Origin of the sequence: Roseinatronobacter sp. NSM (genome assembly GCF_052379845.1) — a bacterium.
Taxonomy (GTDB): domain Bacteria; phylum Pseudomonadota; class Alphaproteobacteria; order Rhodobacterales; family Rhodobacteraceae; genus Roseinatronobacter.
This window is the reverse complement of sequence record NZ_JBQTCF010000005.1, coordinates 90,641-112,296: the sequence shown is the minus strand read 5'-3', so window position 1 is coordinate 112,296 and position 21,656 is coordinate 90,641. Positions and strand designations below refer to the sequence as shown.

At 63.4% G+C, this 21,656-nt stretch carries 19 protein-coding genes; 11 read left to right on the top strand and 8 right to left on the bottom strand.

Annotated elements, in window-relative coordinates:
• Positions 1–9 precede the first annotated feature (9 nt).
• Both ACTZWY_RS04460 and ribA read right to left on the bottom strand, forming a co-directional pair.
• Complete coding sequence (locus ACTZWY_RS04460; protein WP_444789487.1) at positions 10–960, bottom strand: zinc-dependent alcohol dehydrogenase; 951 nt, start codon at positions 958–960, stop codon at positions 10–12.
• Positions 957–2,090, bottom strand: a complete 1,134-nt coding sequence (ribA, locus tag ACTZWY_RS04455; protein ID WP_444789486.1) for a GTP cyclohydrolase II — start codon at positions 2,088–2,090, stop codon at positions 957–959. Before ribA ends, ACTZWY_RS04460 begins: the two co-directional genes overlap by 4 nt.
• A gap of 226 nt (positions 2,091–2,316) precedes the next feature.
• Between ribA and ACTZWY_RS04450 the strand changes: the two genes are divergently transcribed.
• Positions 2,317–3,051 (top strand): FkbM family methyltransferase, encoded by a 735-nt coding sequence (locus tag ACTZWY_RS04450; protein WP_444789485.1) that lies wholly within the window; start codon positions 2,317–2,319, stop codon positions 3,049–3,051.
• A 14-nt stretch (positions 3,052–3,065) separates the two neighbouring features.
• Here the strand turns inward: ACTZWY_RS04450 and ACTZWY_RS04445 are convergent, their stop codons facing one another.
• Genes ACTZWY_RS04445 through ACTZWY_RS04430 form a run of 4 tightly spaced genes read right to left on the bottom strand, consistent with a single transcriptional unit; the run spans position 3,066 to position 7,211 of the window.
• Positions 3,066–3,905: an inositol monophosphatase family protein gene (locus tag ACTZWY_RS04445; RefSeq protein WP_444789484.1), complete on the bottom strand. Its 840-nt coding sequence runs from the start codon at positions 3,903–3,905 to the stop codon at positions 3,066–3,068.
• A complete protein-coding gene (locus ACTZWY_RS04440; protein WP_444789483.1) occupies positions 3,902–4,816 on the bottom strand; it encodes a lysylphosphatidylglycerol synthase transmembrane domain-containing protein in 915 nt (304 codons plus the stop codon). Before ACTZWY_RS04440 ends, ACTZWY_RS04445 begins: the two co-directional genes overlap by 4 nt.
• The gene (locus ACTZWY_RS04435; protein ID WP_444789482.1) at positions 4,813–6,441 is read right to left on the bottom strand and encodes a sulfatase-like hydrolase/transferase; all 1,629 of its coding nucleotides are present in this window, start codon (positions 6,439–6,441) and stop codon (positions 4,813–4,815) included. The genes ACTZWY_RS04440 and ACTZWY_RS04435 overlap by 4 nt, the downstream gene beginning before the upstream one ends.
• Entirely contained in the window at positions 6,438–7,211 is a 774-nt protein-coding gene (locus ACTZWY_RS04430) for a CDP-alcohol phosphatidyltransferase family protein (RefSeq protein WP_444789481.1), read from the bottom strand. Before ACTZWY_RS04430 ends, ACTZWY_RS04435 begins: the two co-directional genes overlap by 4 nt.
• A gap of 139 nt (positions 7,212–7,350) precedes the next feature.
• Here ACTZWY_RS04430 and ACTZWY_RS04425 point away from each other — a divergent pair, with 139 nt between their 5' ends.
• The 4 genes from ACTZWY_RS04425 to ACTZWY_RS04410 are packed head-to-tail and all read left to right on the top strand — an operon-like array spanning position 7,351 to position 12,993.
• Positions 7,351–7,914, top strand: coding sequence for a cytochrome b (locus ACTZWY_RS04425; RefSeq protein ID WP_444789480.1), 564 nt, complete (start codon positions 7,351–7,353; stop codon positions 7,912–7,914).
• The gene (gene mdoH / locus ACTZWY_RS04420; protein WP_444789479.1) at positions 7,911–10,382 is read left to right on the top strand and encodes a glucans biosynthesis glucosyltransferase MdoH; all 2,472 of its coding nucleotides are present in this window, start codon (positions 7,911–7,913) and stop codon (positions 10,380–10,382) included. Before ACTZWY_RS04425 ends, mdoH begins: the two co-directional genes overlap by 4 nt.
• Positions 10,379–11,938, top strand: coding sequence for a glucan biosynthesis protein (locus ACTZWY_RS04415; RefSeq protein WP_444789478.1), 1,560 nt, complete (start codon positions 10,379–10,381; stop codon positions 11,936–11,938). The genes mdoH and ACTZWY_RS04415 overlap by 4 nt, the downstream gene beginning before the upstream one ends.
• Complete coding sequence (locus tag ACTZWY_RS04410; protein ID WP_444789477.1) at positions 11,935–12,993, top strand: glycosyltransferase family 4 protein; 1,059 nt, start codon at positions 11,935–11,937, stop codon at positions 12,991–12,993. The genes ACTZWY_RS04415 and ACTZWY_RS04410 overlap by 4 nt, the downstream gene beginning before the upstream one ends.
• Positions 12,994–13,067: 74 nt before the next feature.
• Here ACTZWY_RS04410 and ACTZWY_RS04405 read toward each other — a convergent pair whose 3' ends face one another.
• Both ACTZWY_RS04405 and ACTZWY_RS04400 read right to left on the bottom strand, forming a co-directional pair.
• Complete coding sequence (locus tag ACTZWY_RS04405; RefSeq protein WP_444789476.1) at positions 13,068–14,594, bottom strand: gamma-glutamyltransferase family protein; 1,527 nt, start codon at positions 14,592–14,594, stop codon at positions 13,068–13,070.
• Positions 14,591–15,232, bottom strand: a complete 642-nt coding sequence (locus tag ACTZWY_RS04400; protein ID WP_444789475.1) for a TetR/AcrR family transcriptional regulator — start codon at positions 15,230–15,232, stop codon at positions 14,591–14,593. The genes ACTZWY_RS04405 and ACTZWY_RS04400 overlap by 4 nt, the downstream gene beginning before the upstream one ends.
• A 216-nt stretch (positions 15,233–15,448) precedes the next feature.
• Between ACTZWY_RS04400 and ACTZWY_RS04395 the strand changes: the two genes are divergently transcribed.
• Genes ACTZWY_RS04395 through ACTZWY_RS04370 form a run of 6 tightly spaced genes read left to right on the top strand, consistent with a single transcriptional unit; the run spans position 15,449 to position 21,469 of the window.
• Positions 15,449–16,954 carry an ABC transporter substrate-binding protein gene (locus ACTZWY_RS04395; RefSeq protein WP_444789474.1) on the top strand — a complete coding sequence of 502 codons (1,506 nt, stop codon included), beginning with the start codon at positions 15,449–15,451 and terminating at the stop codon, positions 16,952–16,954.
• A 55-nt stretch (positions 16,955–17,009) separates the two neighbouring features.
• Positions 17,010–18,014 carry an ABC transporter permease gene (locus ACTZWY_RS04390; protein WP_444789473.1) on the top strand — a complete coding sequence of 335 codons (1,005 nt, stop codon included), beginning with the start codon at positions 17,010–17,012 and terminating at the stop codon, positions 18,012–18,014.
• Position 18,015: 1 nt separating this feature from the next.
• Positions 18,016–18,903: an ABC transporter permease gene (locus tag ACTZWY_RS04385; protein ID WP_444789472.1), complete on the top strand. Its 888-nt coding sequence runs from the start codon at positions 18,016–18,018 to the stop codon at positions 18,901–18,903.
• Between the two features lie 15 nt (positions 18,904–18,918).
• A complete protein-coding gene (locus ACTZWY_RS04380) occupies positions 18,919–19,284 on the top strand; it encodes a RidA family protein (RefSeq protein WP_444789471.1) in 366 nt (121 codons plus the stop codon).
• Positions 19,285–19,286: 2 nt separating this feature from the next.
• Entirely contained in the window at positions 19,287–19,658 is a 372-nt protein-coding gene (locus tag ACTZWY_RS04375) for a Rid family hydrolase (protein WP_444789470.1), read from the top strand.
• A 23-nt stretch (positions 19,659–19,681) separates the two neighbouring features.
• A complete protein-coding gene (locus ACTZWY_RS04370; protein ID WP_444789469.1) occupies positions 19,682–21,469 on the top strand; it encodes an ABC transporter ATP-binding protein in 1,788 nt (595 codons plus the stop codon).
• Positions 21,470–21,656 lie beyond the last annotated feature (187 nt).

The following is a 21,656-nucleotide window of genomic DNA, read 5'->3' as shown; positions in this document are numbered from 1 at the left end:
CTTTCTGGTTCAGTCATAGCGGATGCGGTGACACAACGTGCCTGGCGCATTCAGGATCAAGGGATAGTCGGCAGGCAGATCATCAAACGCGCTTTCGCCGGAAATCAGCATATCCAGCCGGTCATCACACAGCAGCGCCAGCGCCTTTTGCAGGCGGCGGCGAAATGTCCAGCGCGGCAGGCGCGCGGGCGGCACGGCCCCGACCTGTGAACTGACCAGTTGCAGCCGCTGGCTGTGAAACGCCCCCCCCAGCGGCAGGGAAACGGCCTGCGTGCCGTGCCAGCTGGCTTCCACCACAGTGGCGCCCGGCCCTGCGGCGTCCAGCGCGTGGGCCAATCCGGCAGCAGACGCACTGGTGTTGATGACAACATCCTGCCCTTTTGGCATGTCTGCCGGGGCGGTGAAACGGCACCCCAGCGCCTGCGCCAGATCTGCACGGGCGGGGTCAATATCACACAACGTCACATCGCAGCCCGGAAAGCGCGCGCATAAGTAGCCCACCAAGGCCCCCAGAACGCCCGCGCCCATAATGCACACCCTGTCCCCCGCCGAAAGCCCGCTGTCCCAGACAATATTCAGCGCGGTTTCCATATTTGCCGCCAGCACGGCACGCGCGGGCGGCAGGGCATCGGGCAGGCGCACGAACCCGTCATCTGGCAACCGGAACCATGTCTGATGCGGGAACAGCGCGAACACCGCGCGCCCTGCCTGCGGCCCTTCGGCGATTTCGGCCACCGTGCAATAGCCGTATTTCACCGGATAGGGGAACGCCCCTTCCTGATGGGGGGCGCGCATGCGGGTATGTTCTGCCACGGGAACCGCGCCGCGCAGAACCAGACGTTCCGTCCCACGACTGATGCCGGAATACAGGCTGCGCAGCCGCACCCCATCCCCTGCCGTGGCGGGGCGTATTTCCGCACGGTCAGGGGCGACCACCCATAAGGCGCGCGGGTCAGTCATGGCAGGATATGCCCGGATTTCAGCGCTTTTGTCGCCAGATAATGGGCGTTTTGCGGCGTTTGCCCGACCTGAAGCGGGACACGTTCGACAACCTCTATTCCATGGCCTGCAAGGCTGTGCATCTTCGCAGGGTTGTTTGTCAGCAGCCGCACCCGCCCAATGCCCATTGATGACAAAACCGCCGCACCAAGGCGAAAATCGCGTTCATCATCCTCGAACCCCAGTTGGTGGTTGGCCTGCACAGTGTCCAGCCCGCCATCTTGCAGCGCATAGGCACGCATCTTGTTGGCCAGCCCTATACCCCGCCCTTCCTGATTAAGGTAGACCAGCACACCGCCCCCCGCCTGCGCCATGGCGGCCAGCGCGGCCTGTAACTGCGGGCCGCAATCACATTTCAGGCTGCCCAGAACATCACCGGTGAAACACGCTGAATGCAAGCGCGTCAAAACCGGCTGCGCGGGCGCAACACTGCCCACTGTAATGGCGTAATGTTCGGCCCCGGCATTGTCGGGGCGAAACACCTGAACCGACCCCGCCGCCGAACAGGCCATGGGCAAGGCCGCCGAACTGACTGCCGCCAGCCGTTGCGCGCTGGCCAGTTCGTCCAGCACATCGCGCGCAGGCAAATAGGCCAGCCCCTGCGCCCGCAGCGCGTCGCGCGTGGTCACCGACACCGGCCACAGCAGCATTGCCGGCAAAAGCTGCGCGGCCTTGGCCAGTGCCAGCGCCGCGGCGCTCAGGGGGGCGGGACAATGCGCCTGCATAGCCCCCACGGGCAGCGCGGGGTTTGCGGCATGCGCCCCGCCTGCAATCTGGCGCAGCGCGTCCAGCCTTGTGCCAGCAGCAAATGCCAGCGTGCCCGCCTGCCCGGTGACCGCGGCGTTTGGAAACAGCGCCGAAAACCGCCGCGGTGACAGCACCATATGCGGCGCGCCCAACGCACCAAGGCGCGCAAACCTTTCGGGCCGCAGGGTTTCGACCGGCGCAAGCACCGCTATCTGGGTGTCAGACCCCATGATGACAGGTAGACCAAGCCGCGCATCGCAGACCAGCCGCGCGACAAGTTCACCCACATCAAGTTCAAGGCCAGACGCTGTCTTGGCTGAAGTTATGGCAACAGGATAAGTCACAGACCCCACCAGAAAAAAGCTGTGTAAAAGACGGTAAACACGCACATGATAGGGGGGACGTAGGGCGCTGCGCCGAAAGGCAAGTGCGCGCAGCGTGCGATTGCGGAAATTCCCAGCGCCCATGGCGCGGCGCAGCCACCATGGTGGCGCATTTTTTCGCAACACACATGGACACGCGCCAAAGGGCGCTATCTGAACGCCCAAGCAATGTGAAAGGTGGAAAACAATGTCATTGCGCAGCATGTTGGGCGTGTGCCGGTCTGTGTTGATTTACTTCAACCCGCTGTTGATGCGCCGGACCAGACTTTTGTATAACAATATCTTGAAGAACGGCGATCTGGTCTTTGATGTGGGGGCGCATGTCGGAACGCGGGCGCGCGTCATGCGCGGCTGTGGCGCAAGGGTGATCGCGTTTGAACCGCAACCCGCCTTCGCGCGGTTTCTGCGCCGCACGCTGCCGCGTGATATCGTGCTGATCGAGGCGGCGCTGGGTCCAGCAGAAGCGCGGGCCGAAATGTCGGTGTCGCAGCGTCACCCCACAGTGTCATCGCTGCGCGCAACCCTGCCCGATGAAGCCCGCGCCATGCCGGGGTTTGAACATGTCCGCTGGGATGCCCGCGCCGAGGTGGCGATGACATCCCTTGACCGGATGATCGCGCAGCATGGCCTGCCGCGCTATATCAAGATCGACGTGGAAGGGTTCGAAACCGAAGTCCTGTCCGGCCTGTCCCAGCCCGTCGCGCTGATTTCGGTGGAGTATCTGCCCGGCCTGCCCGATGTCAGCCAACAGGCGATCCGCATGATAGCGGGGCTGGGCACATATGAATTCAACGTCGTTCGCGGGGAAAACGCCGCCTTCGAATGGCAGGACTGGCGCGACAGGGACGCCGTGGCGGCATGGTTGGCCGCGCTGGCCCCTGATGCGGGGTCAGGCGACATCTATGCGCGGCTGAAGGTTTGACGCTGCGCCAACCTTCATCCGCTATGCGCCCCGCGAAGCACCGCCGCGAAGGGATCAAACAGCGGTGCGCAGGCGGCCAGAACCGTGCCGGTGGCTTCGGGCATTTCCGCCCTGTCCAGCGCTTCAACCCGCACCCCGGCTTCCTGCGCCAGCACCAGCCCCGCGGCAATGTCCCATGGCTGCAGCCGCCTTTCCCAGAAGCCATCCAGACGCCCGCAGGCCACATAGGCCAGATCCAGCGCCGCCGCCCCCATGCGGCGCACCCCTGCGCATAGCGGCATCAGTCGCGCAATCTCAATGGTGTGGTCGTCAATATGCGCCATCTGCCCAAACGGTATTCCCGTTCCAAACAGCGCGTCCTGCAGGCGCGGCGTCGCTGCGGCGCGTATTGGGACACCATTCAAGAACGCCCCTGCCCCGCGCACCGCATAGAAGGTTTCGCGCCGTAGCGGGTCATGGATAACCCCCAGCACCCGCACCCCGTCCACCTGCAGCGCGACTGAAATTGCCCAATGTCCGATCCCGCGCAAGAAGTTCGTGGTCCCGTCCAGCGGGTCAACGATCCAGACGCGCGCACCGTCTTGCGCAGGGGGGCGGGGGGAATGCGTCTCCTCGCCCAGCCAGTGGTCACCGGGGCGGCACAGGGCATCGCGCAACATGTCTTCGGTCTGGCGGTCTGCTGCGCTGACGAAATCGCCTGCGCGTTTTTCAGCCACCTCCAGACTGCCGCGATTGGACCAGAAGTCCAGCAACCCGTCCCCGGCGCGTGTCATCGCCGACAGGACAGGCGCAAGTTCGTGGCCATACGCGGCGTTTTGCACCTGCGGGGGAATAAGGCTGGGGGGGCGGGTCATTGTCTGTCACCTTCAATCATTGATGGGGCCATGGCCGGTTTTTGTCTGCGCGCCATGCCCAGTTGCACCGCCCATGGAATAACAGCCAAAAGCGCGGCGCCAAGGGCGGCCAGTCCAAAACTGATACTGGCCGCGACAGCCTGCGGCCCGGCGACGCCCACCAAAGGCCACAACACCAACGCAGCCCCTTCGCGCAGGCCCCACCCGTTGACCGAAACAGGCACCAGCATGGCCAGCAATGTCAGCGGAATGACAAACAGCGCTGCCCCAAGGCCCAAGCCCACGCCCACGGCCTGCGCCGCAGCCCATACCCCGCCCAGATTGCAGCACACGATCACGGCAGTAAAGCCCAGCTGGCGCGGCATGACAGCAGGCGCGCACCACGCGGCGCGGACAGCATCGCGCACCGCCAAGGGTAACAAACGCACCCCGCCCCAGACCAGCGCAACCACAAGCGCACCCAGCGGCACGATGACCAACGCGCCCGCACCGTGATAGACAGCAGCCCACCACCCCACACCAAGCGCCGCCGCCAGCGCAAGTGCCACCTGCCCCGCCAGCCGTTCAATCACCACCGACCCGACCGCCAGCCGCCAACCGCCATATGCGCGCATCCGCGCCACGCGCCCCACATCGCCCAGCACCCCGCCGGGCAACAGCGTATTGCCCAGCACTGACAGGGAATATTCGCAGATCGCCCATAAGCCCGGCAGGCGCACCCCAAGGGCCTGTGCGGTCAATTGCCAGCGCAGCGCCGAGACGACAATCTGTCCGGCCAGCAGCGCCACCGCCAGCGCCAGCCAGCGCAGATCGGCACTGCGCAAATGCTGCGCCAGTGGCGCGGGGTCCACCAGCCAGACCACCACCCCGAGGCCCGCCAGCGACGCCAGCAAGCGCAACACCCCCTTCATGGCGCAGACGCCGCGCCACTGCCAAGGCGCGACAGCAGCACATCGCGCAGGGCATCCATCCGTATGGAGGGGGTTTGCGGCGCGGGGATCATACCTTCGGTCCAGTCCAGACTGGCGAACTGGTCCACAAGATCAGCAGGGCCAATGACATGCACAGGCACGTCAAACCCTTCGACCCCGGAAACGAAGCGCGCAGGTTCGTGGTCGCCCAGCATGACAACCAGCGGCGAGGTATCAGCATGACGCGCGATCCAGTCGCCCATCGTTTGCAAGCTGTAATCCACGGCCAGACGGAACTGGTCGCGCACGCGGTCATGGTCGCGCCACACCACATCTGGCGGGTCACCCGAAAGCGCCCATTGGTCAAAAATGGTGCCTGTGCCGATAGCGTCCCAATCCACCAGTTCCGGGATGGGCACCCATGGCGCATGCGATGACACCAGCGCCACTTGCACCACCAGCGGTGTGCGGTCTGTCCGGTCGCGTTCCAACCTGTCCAGCGCGTGCAGGGTAAACTGGTCGGGCATGGTCACCCAGTTGAAGGGCTGCCCCTGATACCCCAGATCAGCAGCGTTATAGATGGCATCGAAACCGAAATAATCACCTTCGGGCCATGGGAAAATATGCGCGGGTTTTATGGCGACTGTGCGCCGGCCCGCCTGTTGGGCATAGTGAAACAGCGTCTGGCGGGGGCTGGCAATCAGCGCGCGGTAGCGCGCCTGTGTGTCCAGCCACAGGCCGGATGCGACACTGCCATGTGCAAGCCAGCTTTGGCCGCCCACCATTGGCGCGCGCGCCCAGCCCGACCGCATGGACAGGCCGCGTGCGGTCAGGTCCTGCTCTATACCGCGCAATGTGGCCGTGTGGGTCGGGCTATACAGCGGATTGTCGAAACTGGACCGCCCATAGCTTTCGACATAGGCCAGCACGAAATCACGCTGGCCCAGCCTGTCGAAATGGGGGGCGGTGTCGCGCATGCTGTCTTCTTGGGCCGCCAGCCGGAAACGGGCCAGATCAGCGCGTGTGGTGCGGATTTGCTCCACCCGTTCCAGACCCACGCGCGCCGTGAAGGCCGCCCCCGGAAGGACTGCGCGCAACGCAGGCGGCAGCGACCATGCCCGCCGCGCCTGCCCTATTTCCGCGACCGCCAGCGCAAGCGCGGGCACAAACAGCACCGCTGCCGCAACGCGCGGCAAGGGGCCAGCATACATCCGCGCGAAAACCCCTGTTGCCCACCACAGCGCGACGACCAGCGCGACCACCAGCACGCCCCCGCCCGCAACCGCAAGCACCGCAGGCAGCAAGCCGATGCTGCCGCGCGTCAGGTCCCATGCCGCAGGCAACAGGTTATAATCCGCAACCAGATTGAAGCCGCGGTTGAATGCGATGAATGTGCCGAAATCCGCCAGCTTCAACAACGCTATGGCCACCAGCGCCGCAACCAGCGCCGCGCGCAGCACCGCGCCCGCGCGCCCCGCGCCCAGCACAACCAGCGCCGCCAGAATGACCGGCAGTTCCAGCGGGAAAACGCCTAAAGCCCCCCAACTCAAGGCGGCGGGATGGTTGGGCTGGATCAAAACCAGATACAGCACACCTGTTGCCAGCCCGAGGCGCGCGAAACTCACAAGCCTTGCCCCCGTCTGGCCAACAGCGCCCGAATGTCCACTGCAAAGGACACCCCAACCACCAAAAGCACCGCCCCCCCCACCAGTCCCGAAACCGGCGCGGTTAATATCGGGGCCAGCAACGCCACCTGTGCGCCCATCTGCAGGCCCGCAACCATGCGCCGCCTTTGTGACGGGGGCAGGGGTGCGCGCAGCACGGGCCAGACATACGCGGCCCCCAAAAACGCGGGGCGCAACAGGCCCAGCGCCAGAAACCACACGCCCACCTTGCCCGCTGCAACCGCAAGCGCTGCGGTGACAAGCGCGAAGGCCACGTCGGTTTCCACATCCAGCCGCGCCCCGAAGCGCGACGACAGGCCCGCGCGCCGCGCGGCCCAGCCATCCACCCCGTCCAGCGCAAGAACAAGTGCCGCAAGCCCCGCCAGCAGCCAGCCACCGCCCTGCGCGAGCGCCTGCGGCACTGCCAGCACCCCCGCCATTGCAGCAATGCACGCACCGCGCCACAGGGTGACAACATTCGCCAAGCCCAGCCTGTCATGCGGGAAATAGGCGGGCTTCAGCCCTGCCAGAACCCCAACGGCCCCAACCAGCCAGACCGCCGCTGCAAGCGCGGCACAAACCAACGCTGCGCGCGGCCCCATGCCAGCGGCCTGCCCCAGCCCATAGCCGCCGAGCGACGCAATGACCCCAGCGCAGACAATCGCGCAGATCGCCTGAAGCTGGACACGCGCAAATGGGGTGACAGGTTTGGAAAATGACAGGTCTACCATAAGCGGCGAACTAGCGTGCCCTGCACCAAGTCAATGCCTGTCAACAAAAACCCGCCCCTTGAAACGCTTGCGCTTGCCTTTTTCTGGATTGAGCTATCGTTAGGGGACAAACCTGTGCGCAAATCGGAAAGATGTTACGATGCCCGCTGCCCCGACGCACCCGCGACGCTATGCCCCGATGACCCGCACTTTGCACTGGGTCGTGGCCGTCATGGTGATTGCCATGCTGCCGGTTGGCGCAATCATGGTGTCGGACGGGCTTGCACGCCCGACGCAGGATGTGCTGTTCATCCTGCACAAGAATGGTGGCGTGGTGATCTTGGCATTGGTCATCATGCGGCTGGCATGGCGGGCGCGCAATCCGGCGCCGCCCATGCCTGCGGGGATCTCCCCGCTGCAGGCAGGGGCCGCGCGCGCCGCGCACTGGGCGCTTTATGCGCTGTTGCTGGTGATGGCGATCAGCGGGTATATCCGCGTTCGCGCAGGCGGTTTCCCGATTGAAATGCTGGATGCGCTGGGCCTGCCGACAGTCATCCCCCGGTCGGACGCGCTGGCGCAAACCGCCAAAACCATTCACGCAAATGCCCGTTTCGCGCTGGCGGGACTGATCTTGGTGCATATCGGCGCGGCCATGATGCACCTTATGCGCCGGGACGGGGTGTTCGGGCGTATCTGGCCCCCTTTTGGCAAAGCCGGGCAATGACGCTGACACGCGCGCGCCGCCTGCATCTGTTGGCCAGCCTTGCTGTGGCGGGCGCGTTAAGTGCGCTTTTGTGGAACGGGCTGGACATGGCAGCCACACATCCCGCCTTGGCGGGGGCGGCGCTGGCGCTGTTTGGCGTCAATGCGCTGTGGCTGTCAGCGGCGGCGGTGACGGCCCTTACGGGGTTTTGGGTGCTGCGCACTTCCCCGGTTGCAGGCACCTTGGCAGGCGCACCATTCACCCCGCAACCCGCCACTTCGCAATGCGCCATTTTATGGCTGGTATGCGGCGAACCCCCCGAACCCTTGGCGCGGCGCATCGCTGCGCTGATTGCAGGGCTGGAACGCACCGGTCAAGCGCAATCCTGCACCGTTTTTGTGCTGTCCGATACAACCGACACGAAAGCGCTGGACCGCGAGAAGGCGGCGCTAGCCCCGTTCAGCACCCGCATCATCTGGCGCAATCGCAGCGCGCCCGAAGGACGTAAACCCGGCAATCTGCATGACTGGCTGAAGGCCCATGGGGACCGGTTTGACACCATGCTGGTGCTGGACGCAGATAGCGGCTTCAGTGCTGCGCGGCTGGCGCAAATGCGCGCCGCAATGGCAGCAGACCCGCAACTTGGCCTTGTTCAGGCGGCAATCGCCCTGCGTCCGGGGCACAGCCGGATTGCGGCCATGCAGCGGCTGTCGGCGCGCCTGTGCGGGCCAGTTTTTGCACATGGTCTGGCGCATTTAAGCGGTGATGCGGGCAATTACTGGGGCCACAACGCGCTGTTGCGGGTTGCCGCCTTCGCCATGGTCGCGCAACTGGCGCCGCTGTCAGGGCGCCCCCCTTTCGGGGGTCCGGTGCTCAGCCATGATTTTGTGGAAGCCGCCCTGATGCGTGCCGCCGGGTGGGGCGTGTGCATTTCGCCCGACGCGCGCGGCAGCTTCGAGGACGCGCCCGAAAGCGTGTCCGGCCATCTGCGCCGTGACAGGCGCTGGGCACAAGGCAATCTGCAACACATACGCCTGATCGGCCGGCATGGCCTGCACCCTGCCAGCCGCCTGCATTTTCTGGCAGGCATTCATTCCTACCTGTCGGCCCCGATCTGGCTGGCGCTGGTTTTGCTGATGGGGTCAGGGGCGGTTCATGCCAACGCGCAGGCTGTCTGGTCGCTGCTGGGCGCGCTTCTGGTGCTGCTGGTGCCCAAATTCATGGGTGTTGCGGCTGGGCGCGGGGCGTTGCGGCGGGCGGCGCGCAGGCGGGTTTTGGGGCGGGCGTTAGTGGCAGAATTATGGTTGACCACGCTCTTTGCCCCCATCGGCATGTTACGGCGCAGTGGCTTCTTGCTGGCGCTGCTGGCGGGCAAGGATGCGGGGTGGCAACCTTCTGGTCAGGCGGGTGGGGCAGCGCGGTTTACAGGGCGCGGGGAACAGCTGGCCGCAGGGGCCATTCTGGCCAGTGTCCTGACCCCGCAGGTCATGATCGGCACACCCGCAACCGCACTGCTGTCGGCGGCGATGGTGCTGCCAGTGGTCGGGCCGCTGCTGGCTGCACCGTGGCTGATTGGCTGGCTTGACGCCCCCGCCAGGGATGATCCGGTCGCGCGCTATTACGATGCCAGCACAGCACGCTTTCTGGCGGTTGGCGGCACTGGTGCGGCGCTGGCCATCCATCGCCCGCTTTGGGCACAGGGGATCACCTGCACGCAAGCGGCCGCCGCGCATGCCAATGACCTGATTGCCAATGCCGCGCTGGCGGCGCTGGGTCGCGCGCCGCACCATGTGTGTGATCTGGGGTGCGGGGTGGGTGGCAGCCTGTTTCATCTGGCGCGGCTGTGGCCCGACACGTCAATGGCGGGCATTACCCTAAGCGCGCAACAGGTCCGGCTGGGGCGGATGCATGCCCGCGCGCTGGGGCTGGAGCAGCAATGCCGCTTCGTGCAGTCAGATTTCACGCAGCCCATGGACCTGCCACGCGCGGACCTTGTTTTGGCCATCGAAAGCCATGTCCATATTGACAGCGCGGCGCGTTTTCTGGAAGCGGCGCGGTCCCATCTGGCACCGGGGGGCGTGCTGGTTGTGGTGGATGACATGCTGGCCCGCCCCGATGACCACCTGTCGCCCCGCGAACGCGCCCTTGTGCGCACCTTCCGCAAAGGGTGGCGTCTGGGCCATGTGACGGCACAAAGCACGTTTATCGCGCAGGCGCAGGCGCTGGGCTACACATCGCTGGCCACGCATGACCTGAACGCATTGCTGCGCCTGAACCGCATGCGCGACCACGCCTTGCGCTATGCGGGGCCGGTCGCGGACTGGCTGGGCCTGTCGCGGTTTGCGATATTTGCCAATATGGTGGGCGGCAATGCCCTGACGCAAGCCTACCGCGCGGGTATCATGACCTACAGCATGGTGGTTTTACGCGCGCCGGATACGGCCAAAACCAACCAGGGGCGCGTGACGCAAAGGATGAATGCCGCATGAACAGACGTGATTTTCTGAACGGGGTGTGCGCGGCTGCGCTGGGGCCTGTGCTGTCGTCATCTGCGGCGCTGGCAGAGGCACCGGCCCCCCTGCCAGACCCGCAGGCCATGATTGACGCTGCCCGCCATCTGGCGGCATCCCCCTATGCGCCGCGCCCGCAAGTGCTGAACCCGCCTTTCGCGGCATTGACATATGACAGCTATCGCGGCATCCGGCCCCGTCGCGGGTATGCTGCTGATCTGGCGCTGGGGCCGCATTTCATGGCCGATCTGCTGCCGCCGGGCTGGTTGTTCCGCGACCCTGTGAATATTGACCTGCCGGACCATGACACGGTATTTTCCGCGCAACTGTTTGACTATGACCCGCGCTATTTCACCCCGCCCCCGCAAGCAGGCGTCCTGCCGGATATGGGGTTTTCAGGGCTGCGGCTGCGCCATCAGCTAAACCGGCCGGGCATATGGGACGAAGTGCTTGTGCTGCAGGGGGCCAGTTACTTCCGCGCGCTGGCCAAGGGCACGGTCTATGGCCTGTCGGCGCGCGCGCTGGCGCTTGGCACTGGCGGCCCCGAACCCGAGGAATTTCCCGTCACGCGCCATATCGCGGTGTTTGACAGCGGGTCCAGCCTGCAGTTCGGCTGCCTTGTGGACAGCCCGCGCTGTGCAGCGGCCCTGATTGCGACACTGACACCGGGCGACACCACAACCATGGAGTGCAGCTTGCATCTGTTCGCGCGCACCCGCATTGACGATGCGGGCATTGCGCCCCTGACATCCATGTTCCAGCATAACGACCTTGGCCCCGCCGCAGTTGATGATTTCCGCCCCGCTGTGCATGACAGCGATGTTCTGGTGATGGATAATGGCGCAGGCGAACGGCTGTGGCGTCCGCTTGCCAACCCCGCGCAGGTGCAAATGTCCGCTTTCGCGGATACCGCCCCCCGCGGGTTCGGGTTGATGCAGATGCCCGTTCAGTTCAGCCATTTCCGCGATCAGGAAGGGGCCTATCACCGTCGTCCGTCTGCATGGGTCACCCCCTTGGGCGATTGGGGGGCGGGGGCGGTCACGCTGCTGGAAATTCCAACACCGAATGAATTTGCCGATAACATCGTGGCCTTCTGGCGCCCCCGTACCGCGCTGGAACCCGGCGAACACCGCTTCGCCTACAGGCTGGACTGGTGCGCCCCCGGCCCTGCTGCATTGCCCGCGCAGGATTATCCGCTGCTGCCGCTGCGCAGCGCGTCAGGGATTGAACCAAACGCAGCCGAAGGGCGGCTTTTTGTTCTGGACTTCACGCCCGCCTCCGGCACAGGGGACAGCGCAGATTACACGCAAGCCCAGCTTGATTTCGGATCGGACGCGGCAACGCAGCATATTACAGGTGCCGCCTTCTACCCGTTGCGCGAAGAAAACGGGGCGTGGCGGGCCAGTTTCGTCTTTACACCACCCCCTGACATGACAGTTGCAGAACTGCGGTTGCGCCTGCGCGTGCCATCGGGGGCGCTGCTGGCGCCAGTGTGGTTGCACCGCTGGACGCGCAGCCATGGGGGCGGCGTATGAGTGTGGCGGAAATTGCCTTCGCGCTGCCCGGCGACATTCAGGCGCGCAGTGGTGGCACGCAATATGACCGCCGCGTGATTGAAACCCTGCGCGCTCTGGGCCAGCCCGTGCGCCATCTGGCCCTGCCCGCAAGCTGGCCGGCGCCTGACGCCCATGATACTGCGGCCACATTGGCGCTGTTGCGCGGATTGCCACCGCATATGCCGGTCATCATTGACGGGCTGGCCTTCGGGGCGATGCAAACCCGTGATGTGGCCGCATTGGACCGGCGCGTGATTGTCATGTTGCACCATCCGCTTGGGCTGGAAACGGGGCTTCCCCAAGCGCGTGCTGCGGAATTGATGGCCCGCGAGGGCGCGAATTTGCGCCATGCTGCACATGTCATTGTGCCGTCAGGGCATATCAAGGAAATTCTGGCCCAGCAATTCGGCGTTGACGGCGCGCGCGTCACCATAGCCCCGCCCGGTTTTGACCGCGCAGCCCCCGCCCTGCCCGTCCCGCGCAAGGATGACCCGCCACTTATTCTGACAGTTGGCCTGATTTGCGAACGCAAAGGCCATGATGTGCTGATGCGCGCGCTTGGCCGGATTGCGGATCTTGACTGGCAGTCAGTCATCGTGGGGGCGGTGCAGGATGATGCATTGCTGGCCCGGCTGAAAGGGGTGCGCGATGATCTGGGCCTGCGCAACCGCGTCCGGTTCCAAGCCGGGATGCCCCCACAGGCGTTGTCAGACTACTATAACCGCGCGCATATGTTTGCGCTGGCCACACGGTATGAAGGTTATGGCATGGTCATCAGCGAGGCGCAGCTTCATGGCCTGCCGATTGTCACCTGTGCCGCAGGCGCGGTGCCTGAAACGATGCGGGGGGCGGGGCTTCTGGTCCCCCCGGATGATGCTGATGCCTTCGCGCAGGCCCTGCGCGACCTGCTGACGGATGCGGGCCTGCATGATGCGCTGTCGCGCAAAAGCCAGCGGGCCGGGGCAACATTGCCAGACTGGACCGACACGGCGCAGGTTTTTTTGCAGGTCATCGGCAATCTGGCTGCGCCCTGACGCGCGCAGCATTAGAGCATGTCGCGCAAAAGTGGGAACCGGTTTTGCGCAAAAAGACATGCTACAACATAAGGTTAGCGCGGGTCAGGCCATGCCGCAGGCCCGTCAGGTCCGTTCTGGACCACCCCGGCCAACCCTGCCATCGGGCTTTGTGCCGCGATCATGCTGATCGCATGCCCGCGCGCAGCAAGATCAGCGCAGATGGACGCGCCCACATCGCCTTCCAGCTTCAGGCTGTCGCGGCTGTCCGAAAAGGTGCGCCCCAGCAGGAAACGCGGACCGGCCAGCGCCTGTGCCGGGGCTTGGCCGAAATCAATCAGGCGCGTCAACAGCATGGCCAGCGTTTGGGGCTGCCCGTCTGCCCCTTGCGTGCCATAGACAAGTTTCGGCACCCCCGCCTGAAGGGCAATGCCCGGATTCAACGTGTAGAACGGCAGTTTTCCCGGCGCAAATGCGTTGACATGCGCAGGATCATGGCTGAATGCCGCGCCGCGATTTTGCCACAGGATGCCCGTTTCCCCCGCCACGACACCACTGCCCCAGTCGAAATATATGCTTTGCAACACGCTGGCCGCAGTGCCCGCCGCATCAATCGCGCCCAGAAACACAGTATCGCCATGTTGCCAGATATGGGGCCATGGCATAGCCTTTTGTAGCGAAATATCTTTGGCCAGCGCAGTCAGTGTATCGGGCGCAAGGCTGTGGGCCGCATCCACCGTATGAAAAGCCGGGTCTGCAATGCGGTGGCGCTGCAAGAAGGCACGTTTCACGGCCTCCACACAATAATGGATGTGATCTGCGCTGCCTGCCTGAAGGCTGCCCATGTCCACCGCGGCTAGCTGGCCCATGATCTGCAGGGTTGTCAGCCCCTGCGTGGGCGGCGGCGGCGCCAGAAGGTCCAGACCGCGATACGGCAGCGACAGGGGCCGTGCATCGCGGCAGGTTGTGCGCGCCAGATCCGCCCGCGATATGACGGCCCCTGAAGCGCGCAACCCGTCAACAATGCGCTGCGACAGGGCCCCATGATAAAACGCCTGCGCGCCATCTTGGGCAATTTCACGCAAGCTGCGGGCCAGTTCGGGCTGGCGCAGCGGGGCACCTGCGCAAGGGGGCTGGCCATCCTGCAGGAAGATGGGGGCGAAACCGTGCCATGTCGGCAGCTCTGCCGCCCTGAACCGCGCCCAGAATTCCTGTGACGGGGTGACGGGAAACCCTGCCTCGGCATGGGCGATGGCAGGGGCAAGCAAATCCTGCCATTTGGCACGCCCCCCCAGTTGTGCGCGCGCATAGCCGAACGCATGATCCCAGCCTGCCACAACAGCCGCACTTGTCAGGATCGAGTCTGGCCCCCGCAGCGGAACGGGGCGCGCGGGAAACGGACGATCCAGCCCCTGGCCAATGGCCAGAAAACTGCGCGCGCCGCCTTTGGGACTGGCAACCAGCCACACCGCATCGCCGCCCAGACCGCAAAAATGCGGCATGACCACCGCCAGCACCGCGCCCGCAGCAATCAGCGCTTCTGGTGCGGTGCCGCCAGCGCGCAACACCTGCATGCCCGCCTCGGTCGCTAACGGATGCGGGGTTGTAACCGCGCCTGTCACGACGCCCCCAGCGACGCCAGAACGATACGCACAACTTCTTCACGCCGGGGGACCAGAAAATCAGCGCATGCCAGATCCCGCCCCATGACAACCTGCATCGTATGGCGGTTGGCAATGTGGATGGTGCATAACCCAAGGATGGACAGATACAGCGCCCCCGCATCCGGCCGGTGCTGAAAACTGCCATCGCGCAGCCCGTTATCCAACACTGTGTTCATGCGCCCGAAAAGACTGGCCGCGCGGTCATTCACACTGCCCACTTCGCGCACATGCTGCCCATCGGCCATATTCTCAACGCGCATCAGGCCCTGAAATTCAGGATAGTTCAGCATATAGTCAAAGGTGAAGCGCACCAGTTCCGCAATCGCATCGCGCGGGGGGGCGTTCCAGAAACCGGCCTGCGCCTCGGCGTCGCGCAAATGCCCGTAGGCGCGCGCGATACAGGCCCGATACAGGCCCAGCTTGTTGCCAAAGTAGTGATACACCATGCGCACATTGCAATTGGCGGCCCCCACAATGGTTGAAATGCTGGCGCCTTGAAACCCGTGACGCACGAATTCTGCCGTGCCTGCCATCACCAACCGTTCCGGAACACCGGGGGCCGAATCAAGTTCCCTGTCTATTGTTGTGCTTTCCAACGCTTCTGTCCCAGTTTTGCGCAGAAGTAAGGCGCTTTGTCTAATTCATGGTCAATGTGGCGGCGACCTGCGGCATCGTCTTGATGATTTGGTTTTATCGCTTCCCATAAGGTAAGTAAACGTTCACTTATACAAGGACCGTGCAAAAATCGACCAACGGTTACCGAATATGCAAACGCCTTGTCTGAACGACTGGCCCCAAACGGGATGACCAAGATGAGAATATCAGCTTTATCCAGCTTGAGCGTGGCCGCCCTTGCCGCGGCAGCCGTATCCGCAGCGGCACAGGATTACACAGATGCGCGTGTCGCCATCGCCACGACCGAAACCATTTCCGGCTATAACCCTTATGCCGATCCGGTCGTCCTTATGGGAAGTGTCTGGTGTCAGGTCTATGGCTGCGTGACGCGCTATGATTTTGACGCAGGCGAATTTGTCCCCTATCTGGCCGAGTCGGTCCGCGCGATTGATGACCTGACATGGGAAGTGACCCTGCCCGCCGGATTGACACGCCATAACGGGGAACCCGTGCTGGCCGCAGACATCGTGCATTCAATTGACTACATGGCCAATAATCCGGGGTCCGGCAAGTCGTTCCTTGTCAGCGACTGGACCAATGTAGAAGCCATTGACGATCTGACAGTGCACATCACCACACGGACCCCCGACGCCACGGTGCCCGACAATCTGGCCGGTGTGCAGGTCACGTCCAAGGCGTTGTTTGACGAACTGGGCGACGACATGTTCCGTCAGGCCCCTTATGGCGCTGGCCCCTACAAGATGGTCGAGGTCAGCATCGGCCAGCACATGATCATCGAACGCGATGACGCCCACCCGATGACCGCCCCCAACAACCCCGCGCAGATCATGTATCGCCTTATGCCCGAACCCGAACAGCGCGTGACCGCCCTTGCCAATGGCGAAGTGCAGATTGCCCAAGGGGTGCCCCCGCAACTGATGCAGCGTGTGCGCGACCTGCCCAATGCCGATATTGCCACGACCAATTCGGTTGAAATGATGTTTCTGGCCATGTCGCCCAATACCCACCCCTGGGATGTGCTGGAAGCGCGCCAGGCAGTGGCCCATGCCATAAACCGCGAAGCGATTGTCCGGGCCATTTTGCAAGATCAGGCCACAATTCTGCACGGCCCTGTCAGCGAAGGGCAGATCGGCTTTGACCCCGACTTCACAACGCCGTTTGAATACGACCCCGCGAAGGCCCGCGCCTTGTTGCAATCTGTGAATCTCGAAGGGGTGGAAGTCACCTTGTCCACCCCTGTGGGCCGCTATACCGCTGACCGCCAGATTGCCGAAGCCATGGTCCCCATGCTGGAAGAAGCAGGTTTCACCGTGACGCTGGACACACCGGAATGGGCAACCCTTTGGGCCAATGTACAGCAAGGCAATGTGCCCTTCTACTATATGGGGCGCGGGTCCATGATCGACCCGTCGCGCGCGCTGCACCAGTATTTCGCCACTGGCGGGTCACCGCGCATTCGCTTTTCCAACGCGGAACTGGACGCATTGCTGGGCGCGGAACGGTCTGAATTCGACGCGAACGAACGCGCGCTGAAGATGCAGGCCGCAATCCGCACCTTGGTAGATCAGGCACCCGCCGCCTTTATGTGGCAACACCAGATGGGTTGGGGCGTGTCCAAGGACATTTCCTTCCAGCCGCGACCCGCAGACCGCGCCGATGGTTGGGAAATTTTTGTGAACTGAACCTGAAACCACAGGCCCGAACCTGTTTCGGGCCTGATGTCAAAAGGAAGGCGCCATGCTGTTGTATTTCGTCAAACGCCTTGCAGGTGCGGTGCCGGTGCTGATTGTCGTGTCCGGCATCATCTTCGCGCTGATGCAGCTTGCCCCCGGCGATGCGGTCACCATGCTGATCTCGGACGAGGCGTCAGAGGTTGACAAGGCCCGCATCCGCGAAGCCTGGGGGCTGGACCGCCCGCCCTTCGTCCAGTTCCTGAACTTCCTGGGAAATGCCCTGACGGGCGATTTCGGCATGTCCTTCCGCTACAAAATGCCGGTCATCGAAATTGTCATGGAACGCTTGCCTGCGACCATTGAACTGGCCGTCGCCGCGACCTTGATTGCCGTAATCGTTGGCGTGCCGTTGGGGGTTCTGGCGGCCGCGCGTCCGGGCACGGCATGGGACGCAATCGCATCGGCCTTCAGTTTTGCAGGAATATCCATGCCGAATTTCTGGCTGGGCATCCTGCTGATTCTGCTGTTCGCGGGGTATTTCAATATCCTGCCATCTGGCGGGCGCGAACCCTGGGGCCTGGGCGTTGAGAGTGTGACAGGGTTTCTGATCCTCGATTCCCTTCTGGCGGGGCGCTGGGATGCCCTGGTTGCGGCATTGAAACACCTTGCGCTGCCTGCCATCGTGCTGGGCACCAACATGACCGGCATCATCACCCAGATGACCCGCGCACAGGTGCTGGACGCGCTGCGCGAAGATTTCGTCATGACCGCACGTTCCAAGGGGTTAAGCGAGGCGCGCGTTCTGTGGCGTCATGCGTTTCGCAATGCCATGGTGGGCGTTGTCACTATCATCGGGCTGGAATTCGGCACGCTTCTGTCTGGCGCGATGATTGTTGAAACCGTCTTTGCGTGGCCGGGCATTGGCAGCTTGCTGATTACCGGCATTTCTTCGCGGGATTTTCCGCTGATTATCGGGTTGGTGCTGGTTTATACGGGCATGTTCATCGTGATGAACCTGTTGATCGACCTGTTCTATACCCTGATTGACCCGCGCATACGGATGAACTGACATGGACAATACTTCCCATCCCCCCCTGTCCCTGCGCGACCGCTGGCACAGCCTGCGCACGGATTATCGCCATCTGACCGGGTTCAAGGGGGTTTACGGGATTACCACAATCCTGTTGCTGGTTGTGTTTGGCCTGTTCGCAGACCTGATCGCGCCCCATGCCCCCAACCGTCAGGACCTGATGCTGGCGCTGACACCGCCCGACTGGCGCGGCCCGCATGTACTGGGCACCGACCATGTGGGCCGCGACATCCTGAGCCGCATTATCCATGGCGCGCGGGTGTCGCTGATCATTGCCACCGCCGTGGCGTTGTTTGCCAGTGTGGCAGGCGTATTTCTGGGGATTGTGTCAGGGTATTTTCGCGGGCGCGTTGACAGTGCCATCCAGAAAGTGGCGGAAATCTTCTGGTCGTTTCCGCCGCTGATGCTGGCAATCGCCATCGTGGCCTTTATCGGGCAGGGGCTGACCATCGTGATTGTCGCGCTGACCGCGCAGCGCTGGATTCCCTATTGCCGCGTGACCCGCGCCGAAAGCATGGCCCTGCGCGAACGCGAATTCATCCTTGCCGCGCAATCGCTGGGGGCGGGGCATTGGTTCATTCTGCGCCAGCATATCCTGCCCAATGTCATGCTGTCGGTCATTGTGATGACAAGTTTTGCCATGGCCAACGCCATCATCTCGGAATCATCGCTTAGTTTTCTGGGCCTTGGGGTGCCGCCCAGTATTCCAACCTGGGGCGGCATGTTGTCAGATGCGCGCTCCTACATCTCCAGCGCGTGGTGGATGGCGCTGTTTCCGGGGCTGGCCATCTTCCTGACTGTGCTGGGCCTGAACCTGCTGGGGGACGCGTTGCGCAACCAGTTCGACCCTAAACTGAAATCCCACTAACCAAAGGACATATCCATGATCACACGCAGCCACACCGAAACCATGGACGGCGCACATCGCGCGCTTTTGTGCAAAAGCGGCAATTGGGTCCATATGACAGGCATCCAGCCGCGCAACCTGGACGGGGACATCAAGGAGCAGGCGCAAGACGCCATCACCCAACTGGACGAGTTGCTGCGCGAAGCGGGGCTGACGCAGGCCGATTTGTTCACTGTCACCATCTGGCTGAAGGACATGCGCTATTTCTCGGGTCTGAATTCCGTCTGGAACCAGTGGGTCGACCCCGCCAACCCGCCCGCGCGCACCTGTGTGTCCGGCGAACTGTATCGCCCCGACCTGCTGCTGGAAATCGTGGCCGTCGCTTACAAGACCGGGGTGTAAGCATGAGCATTCACAAAACTGGCCGTATCGACAGCTGGGGGCCGAAAATTTTTCTTGGATCAGCGGCGGGGGACATTGCGTCCGTCTGCCTGACGGCCCCGGACAAAGCAGCGGATTTTGCAACCCAGACCCGCGACATTCTGGATGTGATCGACGATTTGCTGGGTCAGATGGGCAGCGGTCATGACCAGATCGTTCAGGTTCAGGTCTGGCTGGCTGATATGGGCGACTGGCCCGCCTTCGTGCCTGTGTGGAACGATTGGGTGGACCCCGCCGCCCCCCCCGGCCTGTCGGTTGTGCAAATGCAGGCATCCCGCCGCGATGCGCTGCTGGAAATCCGCGCATGGGCCATGCGCGCCCCCGATCCGGCCTGACCCCACCGCTGAAAGGACCTGCCATGCCCGCTGCACCCCCGCTGCTGACGCTTGAAAACCTGCATGTTCATTTCGGCAATGCGGGCGCGCCCGCTGTCAAGAATGTGTCGTTGACCCTGCATGAAGGCGAGGTTCTGGCACTGGTAGGCGAATCCGGTTCGGGCAAGTCGGTGACGGTCAAATCCATCATGCGGCTGATCGACCATCAGGGCGGGTATATCAGCGCGGGCCGTATCCTGTTGCACCAGCCGCAGGGGGCGGCCCCGCTTGACCTTGCGCAGCTGTCACAGCCGCGCATGCGGGCCTTGCGCGGGGCACGCATAGCGATGATATTTCAAGACCCCATGACATCGTTAAATCCGGTCATGACCATCGGCGCGCAATTGCTGGAAGCGATTTACCAACACCAACCCGACAAGGCCGACACCGCCCGCGCCACCGCAATTTCCATGCTGGAAAAAGTGCGCCTGACCGACCCCGCAGGGCGCATGCGCCAGTATCCGCATGAATTGTCCGGCGGCATGCGCCAGCGTGTCATGATCGCCATGGCGCTGGTCTGTCGCCCGCAAATCCTGATTGCGGATGAACCCACCACCGCGCTGGATGTGACGGTGCAGGCCGAGATTCTGGGCCTGATCCGCAACTTGCAGCAGGAAACCGGCATGTCGGTATTGTTTATCACCCATGATATGGGGGTGGTGGCCGAAATTGCCGACCGTGTGGCGGTCATGCTGAACGGGCGCATTGTCGAACAAGGCCCTGTGCTGGACGTGTTTGATGCGCCCGCGCATGAGTACACGCGCAAACTGTTGGACTCGGCGCCCAAATTCCGCGATGGGCAGGCGGGCGGCACAGTGCTGGCACCCCATCAGGCAGATACCGCGCCCATACTCTCCGTGCGCCACCTGAGCACGCAATTCCCTGTCCGGTCAGCATTCTTGCGCAGGCATATCGCCAATCTTCACGCGGTCGAAGATGTTACCTTCGATCTGCACCCGCGCGAAACCGTGGCGATTATTGGCGAAAGCGGGTGCGGCAAGTCCACACTTGCGAAATCCTTGTTGCGGCTGGTGCCCAGCAAGGAAGGACGCGCATTTCTGGACGGGCAGGATCTGTTCACCCTGACGGGCGCGGAATTGCGCCATGCGCGGCGCAACATCCAGATGATCTTTCAAGACCCCTATGCCGCGCTGGACCCGCGCATGTCAGTGCGTCAGATCCTGACCGAACCCTTGCGCATTCGCGGGCTTGGCCAGACGGCGCAGGGCAAGGATGCCGCGCTTCAGGACCTTGTCGCCAAGGTTGGCCTGCCCAACGGCACGCTGGACCGCTATCCGCACCAATTTTCCGGCGGCCAGCGCCAGCGCATATGCATTGCCCGCGCGATGGTTCTGCGCCCGAAAGTGCTGATCGCGGATGAACCGGTTTCCGCGCTGGATGTGGCCATTCAGGGCCAGATTCTGGACCTTCTGGAAGGGTTGAAACAGTCCGAGGATATGGCGCTTTTGTTCATCTCGCATGATATGGCAGTGGTGGAACGGGTCGCAGACCGCATTCTGGTCATGTATCGCGGAAATATTGTCGAACAGGGGCCAGCGCGCAGTGTGCTGGCAAATCCAGCCCACCCCTATACCCGCCGCTTGCTGGACGCGGTGCCGGTGTCCCATCCGGGCCAGCGGTTTACCCGCAACGCCGCCTCAGCGGTCACGGCCGCGCCGATTTATCCGCTGGGAATGGAACGGCCATTGGCGCAATGGCAAGACCTTGGATCAGGGCATAGGCTGCGGCTGGATGCAGGGCTGGTGTCGTAATCCCTGAGCACCGCTGCCTGACGCTGCAAGAACCACAGGGATGGCAACCGCGCAAAGGGCGCGGCTTGCATATTCTCTGGTTCATGCTGCGCTCATTTGCAGCCACGCGAGATGCCGCAACCCTTGTAGGCAGCATATCTATCATGCGAATATATTTGCTTATGATTTTGAACAACACTGAAGTGGG

What these genes read in the sequence shown, in the direction of transcription:
- ACTZWY_RS04460 (WP_444789487.1), bottom strand. Translation starts at nt 960, where the DNA reads ATGACTGACCCGCGCGCCTTATGGGTGGTCGCCCCTGACCGTGCGGAA.
- ACTZWY_RS04450 (WP_444789485.1), top strand. Translation starts at nt 2,317, where the DNA reads ATGTCATTGCGCAGCATGTTGGGCGTGTGCCGGTCTGTGTTGATTTAC.
- ACTZWY_RS04445 (WP_444789484.1), bottom strand. Translation starts at nt 3,905, where the DNA reads ATGACCCGCCCCCCCAGCCTTATTCCCCCGCAGGTGCAAAACGCCGCG.
- ACTZWY_RS04440 (WP_444789483.1), bottom strand. Translation starts at nt 4,816, where the DNA reads ATGAAGGGGGTGTTGCGCTTGCTGGCGTCGCTGGCGGGCCTCGGGGTG.
- ACTZWY_RS04430 (WP_444789481.1), bottom strand. Translation starts at nt 7,211, where the DNA reads ATGGTAGACCTGTCATTTTCCAAACCTGTCACCCCATTTGCGCGTGTC.
- ACTZWY_RS04425 (WP_444789480.1), top strand. Translation starts at nt 7,351, where the DNA reads ATGCCCGCTGCCCCGACGCACCCGCGACGCTATGCCCCGATGACCCGC.
- mdoH (WP_444789479.1), top strand. Translation starts at nt 7,911, where the DNA reads ATGACGCTGACACGCGCGCGCCGCCTGCATCTGTTGGCCAGCCTTGCT.
- ACTZWY_RS04415 (WP_444789478.1), top strand. Translation starts at nt 10,379, where the DNA reads ATGAACAGACGTGATTTTCTGAACGGGGTGTGCGCGGCTGCGCTGGGG.
- ACTZWY_RS04410 (WP_444789477.1), top strand. Translation starts at nt 11,935, where the DNA reads ATGAGTGTGGCGGAAATTGCCTTCGCGCTGCCCGGCGACATTCAGGCG.
- ACTZWY_RS04395 (WP_444789474.1), top strand. Translation starts at nt 15,449, where the DNA reads ATGAGAATATCAGCTTTATCCAGCTTGAGCGTGGCCGCCCTTGCCGCG.
- ACTZWY_RS04390 (WP_444789473.1), top strand. Translation starts at nt 17,010, where the DNA reads ATGCTGTTGTATTTCGTCAAACGCCTTGCAGGTGCGGTGCCGGTGCTG.
- ACTZWY_RS04385 (WP_444789472.1), top strand. Translation starts at nt 18,016, where the DNA reads ATGGACAATACTTCCCATCCCCCCCTGTCCCTGCGCGACCGCTGGCAC.
- ACTZWY_RS04380 (WP_444789471.1), top strand. Translation starts at nt 18,919, where the DNA reads ATGATCACACGCAGCCACACCGAAACCATGGACGGCGCACATCGCGCG.
- ACTZWY_RS04375 (WP_444789470.1), top strand. Translation starts at nt 19,287, where the DNA reads ATGAGCATTCACAAAACTGGCCGTATCGACAGCTGGGGGCCGAAAATT.
- ACTZWY_RS04370 (WP_444789469.1), top strand. Translation starts at nt 19,682, where the DNA reads ATGCCCGCTGCACCCCCGCTGCTGACGCTTGAAAACCTGCATGTTCAT.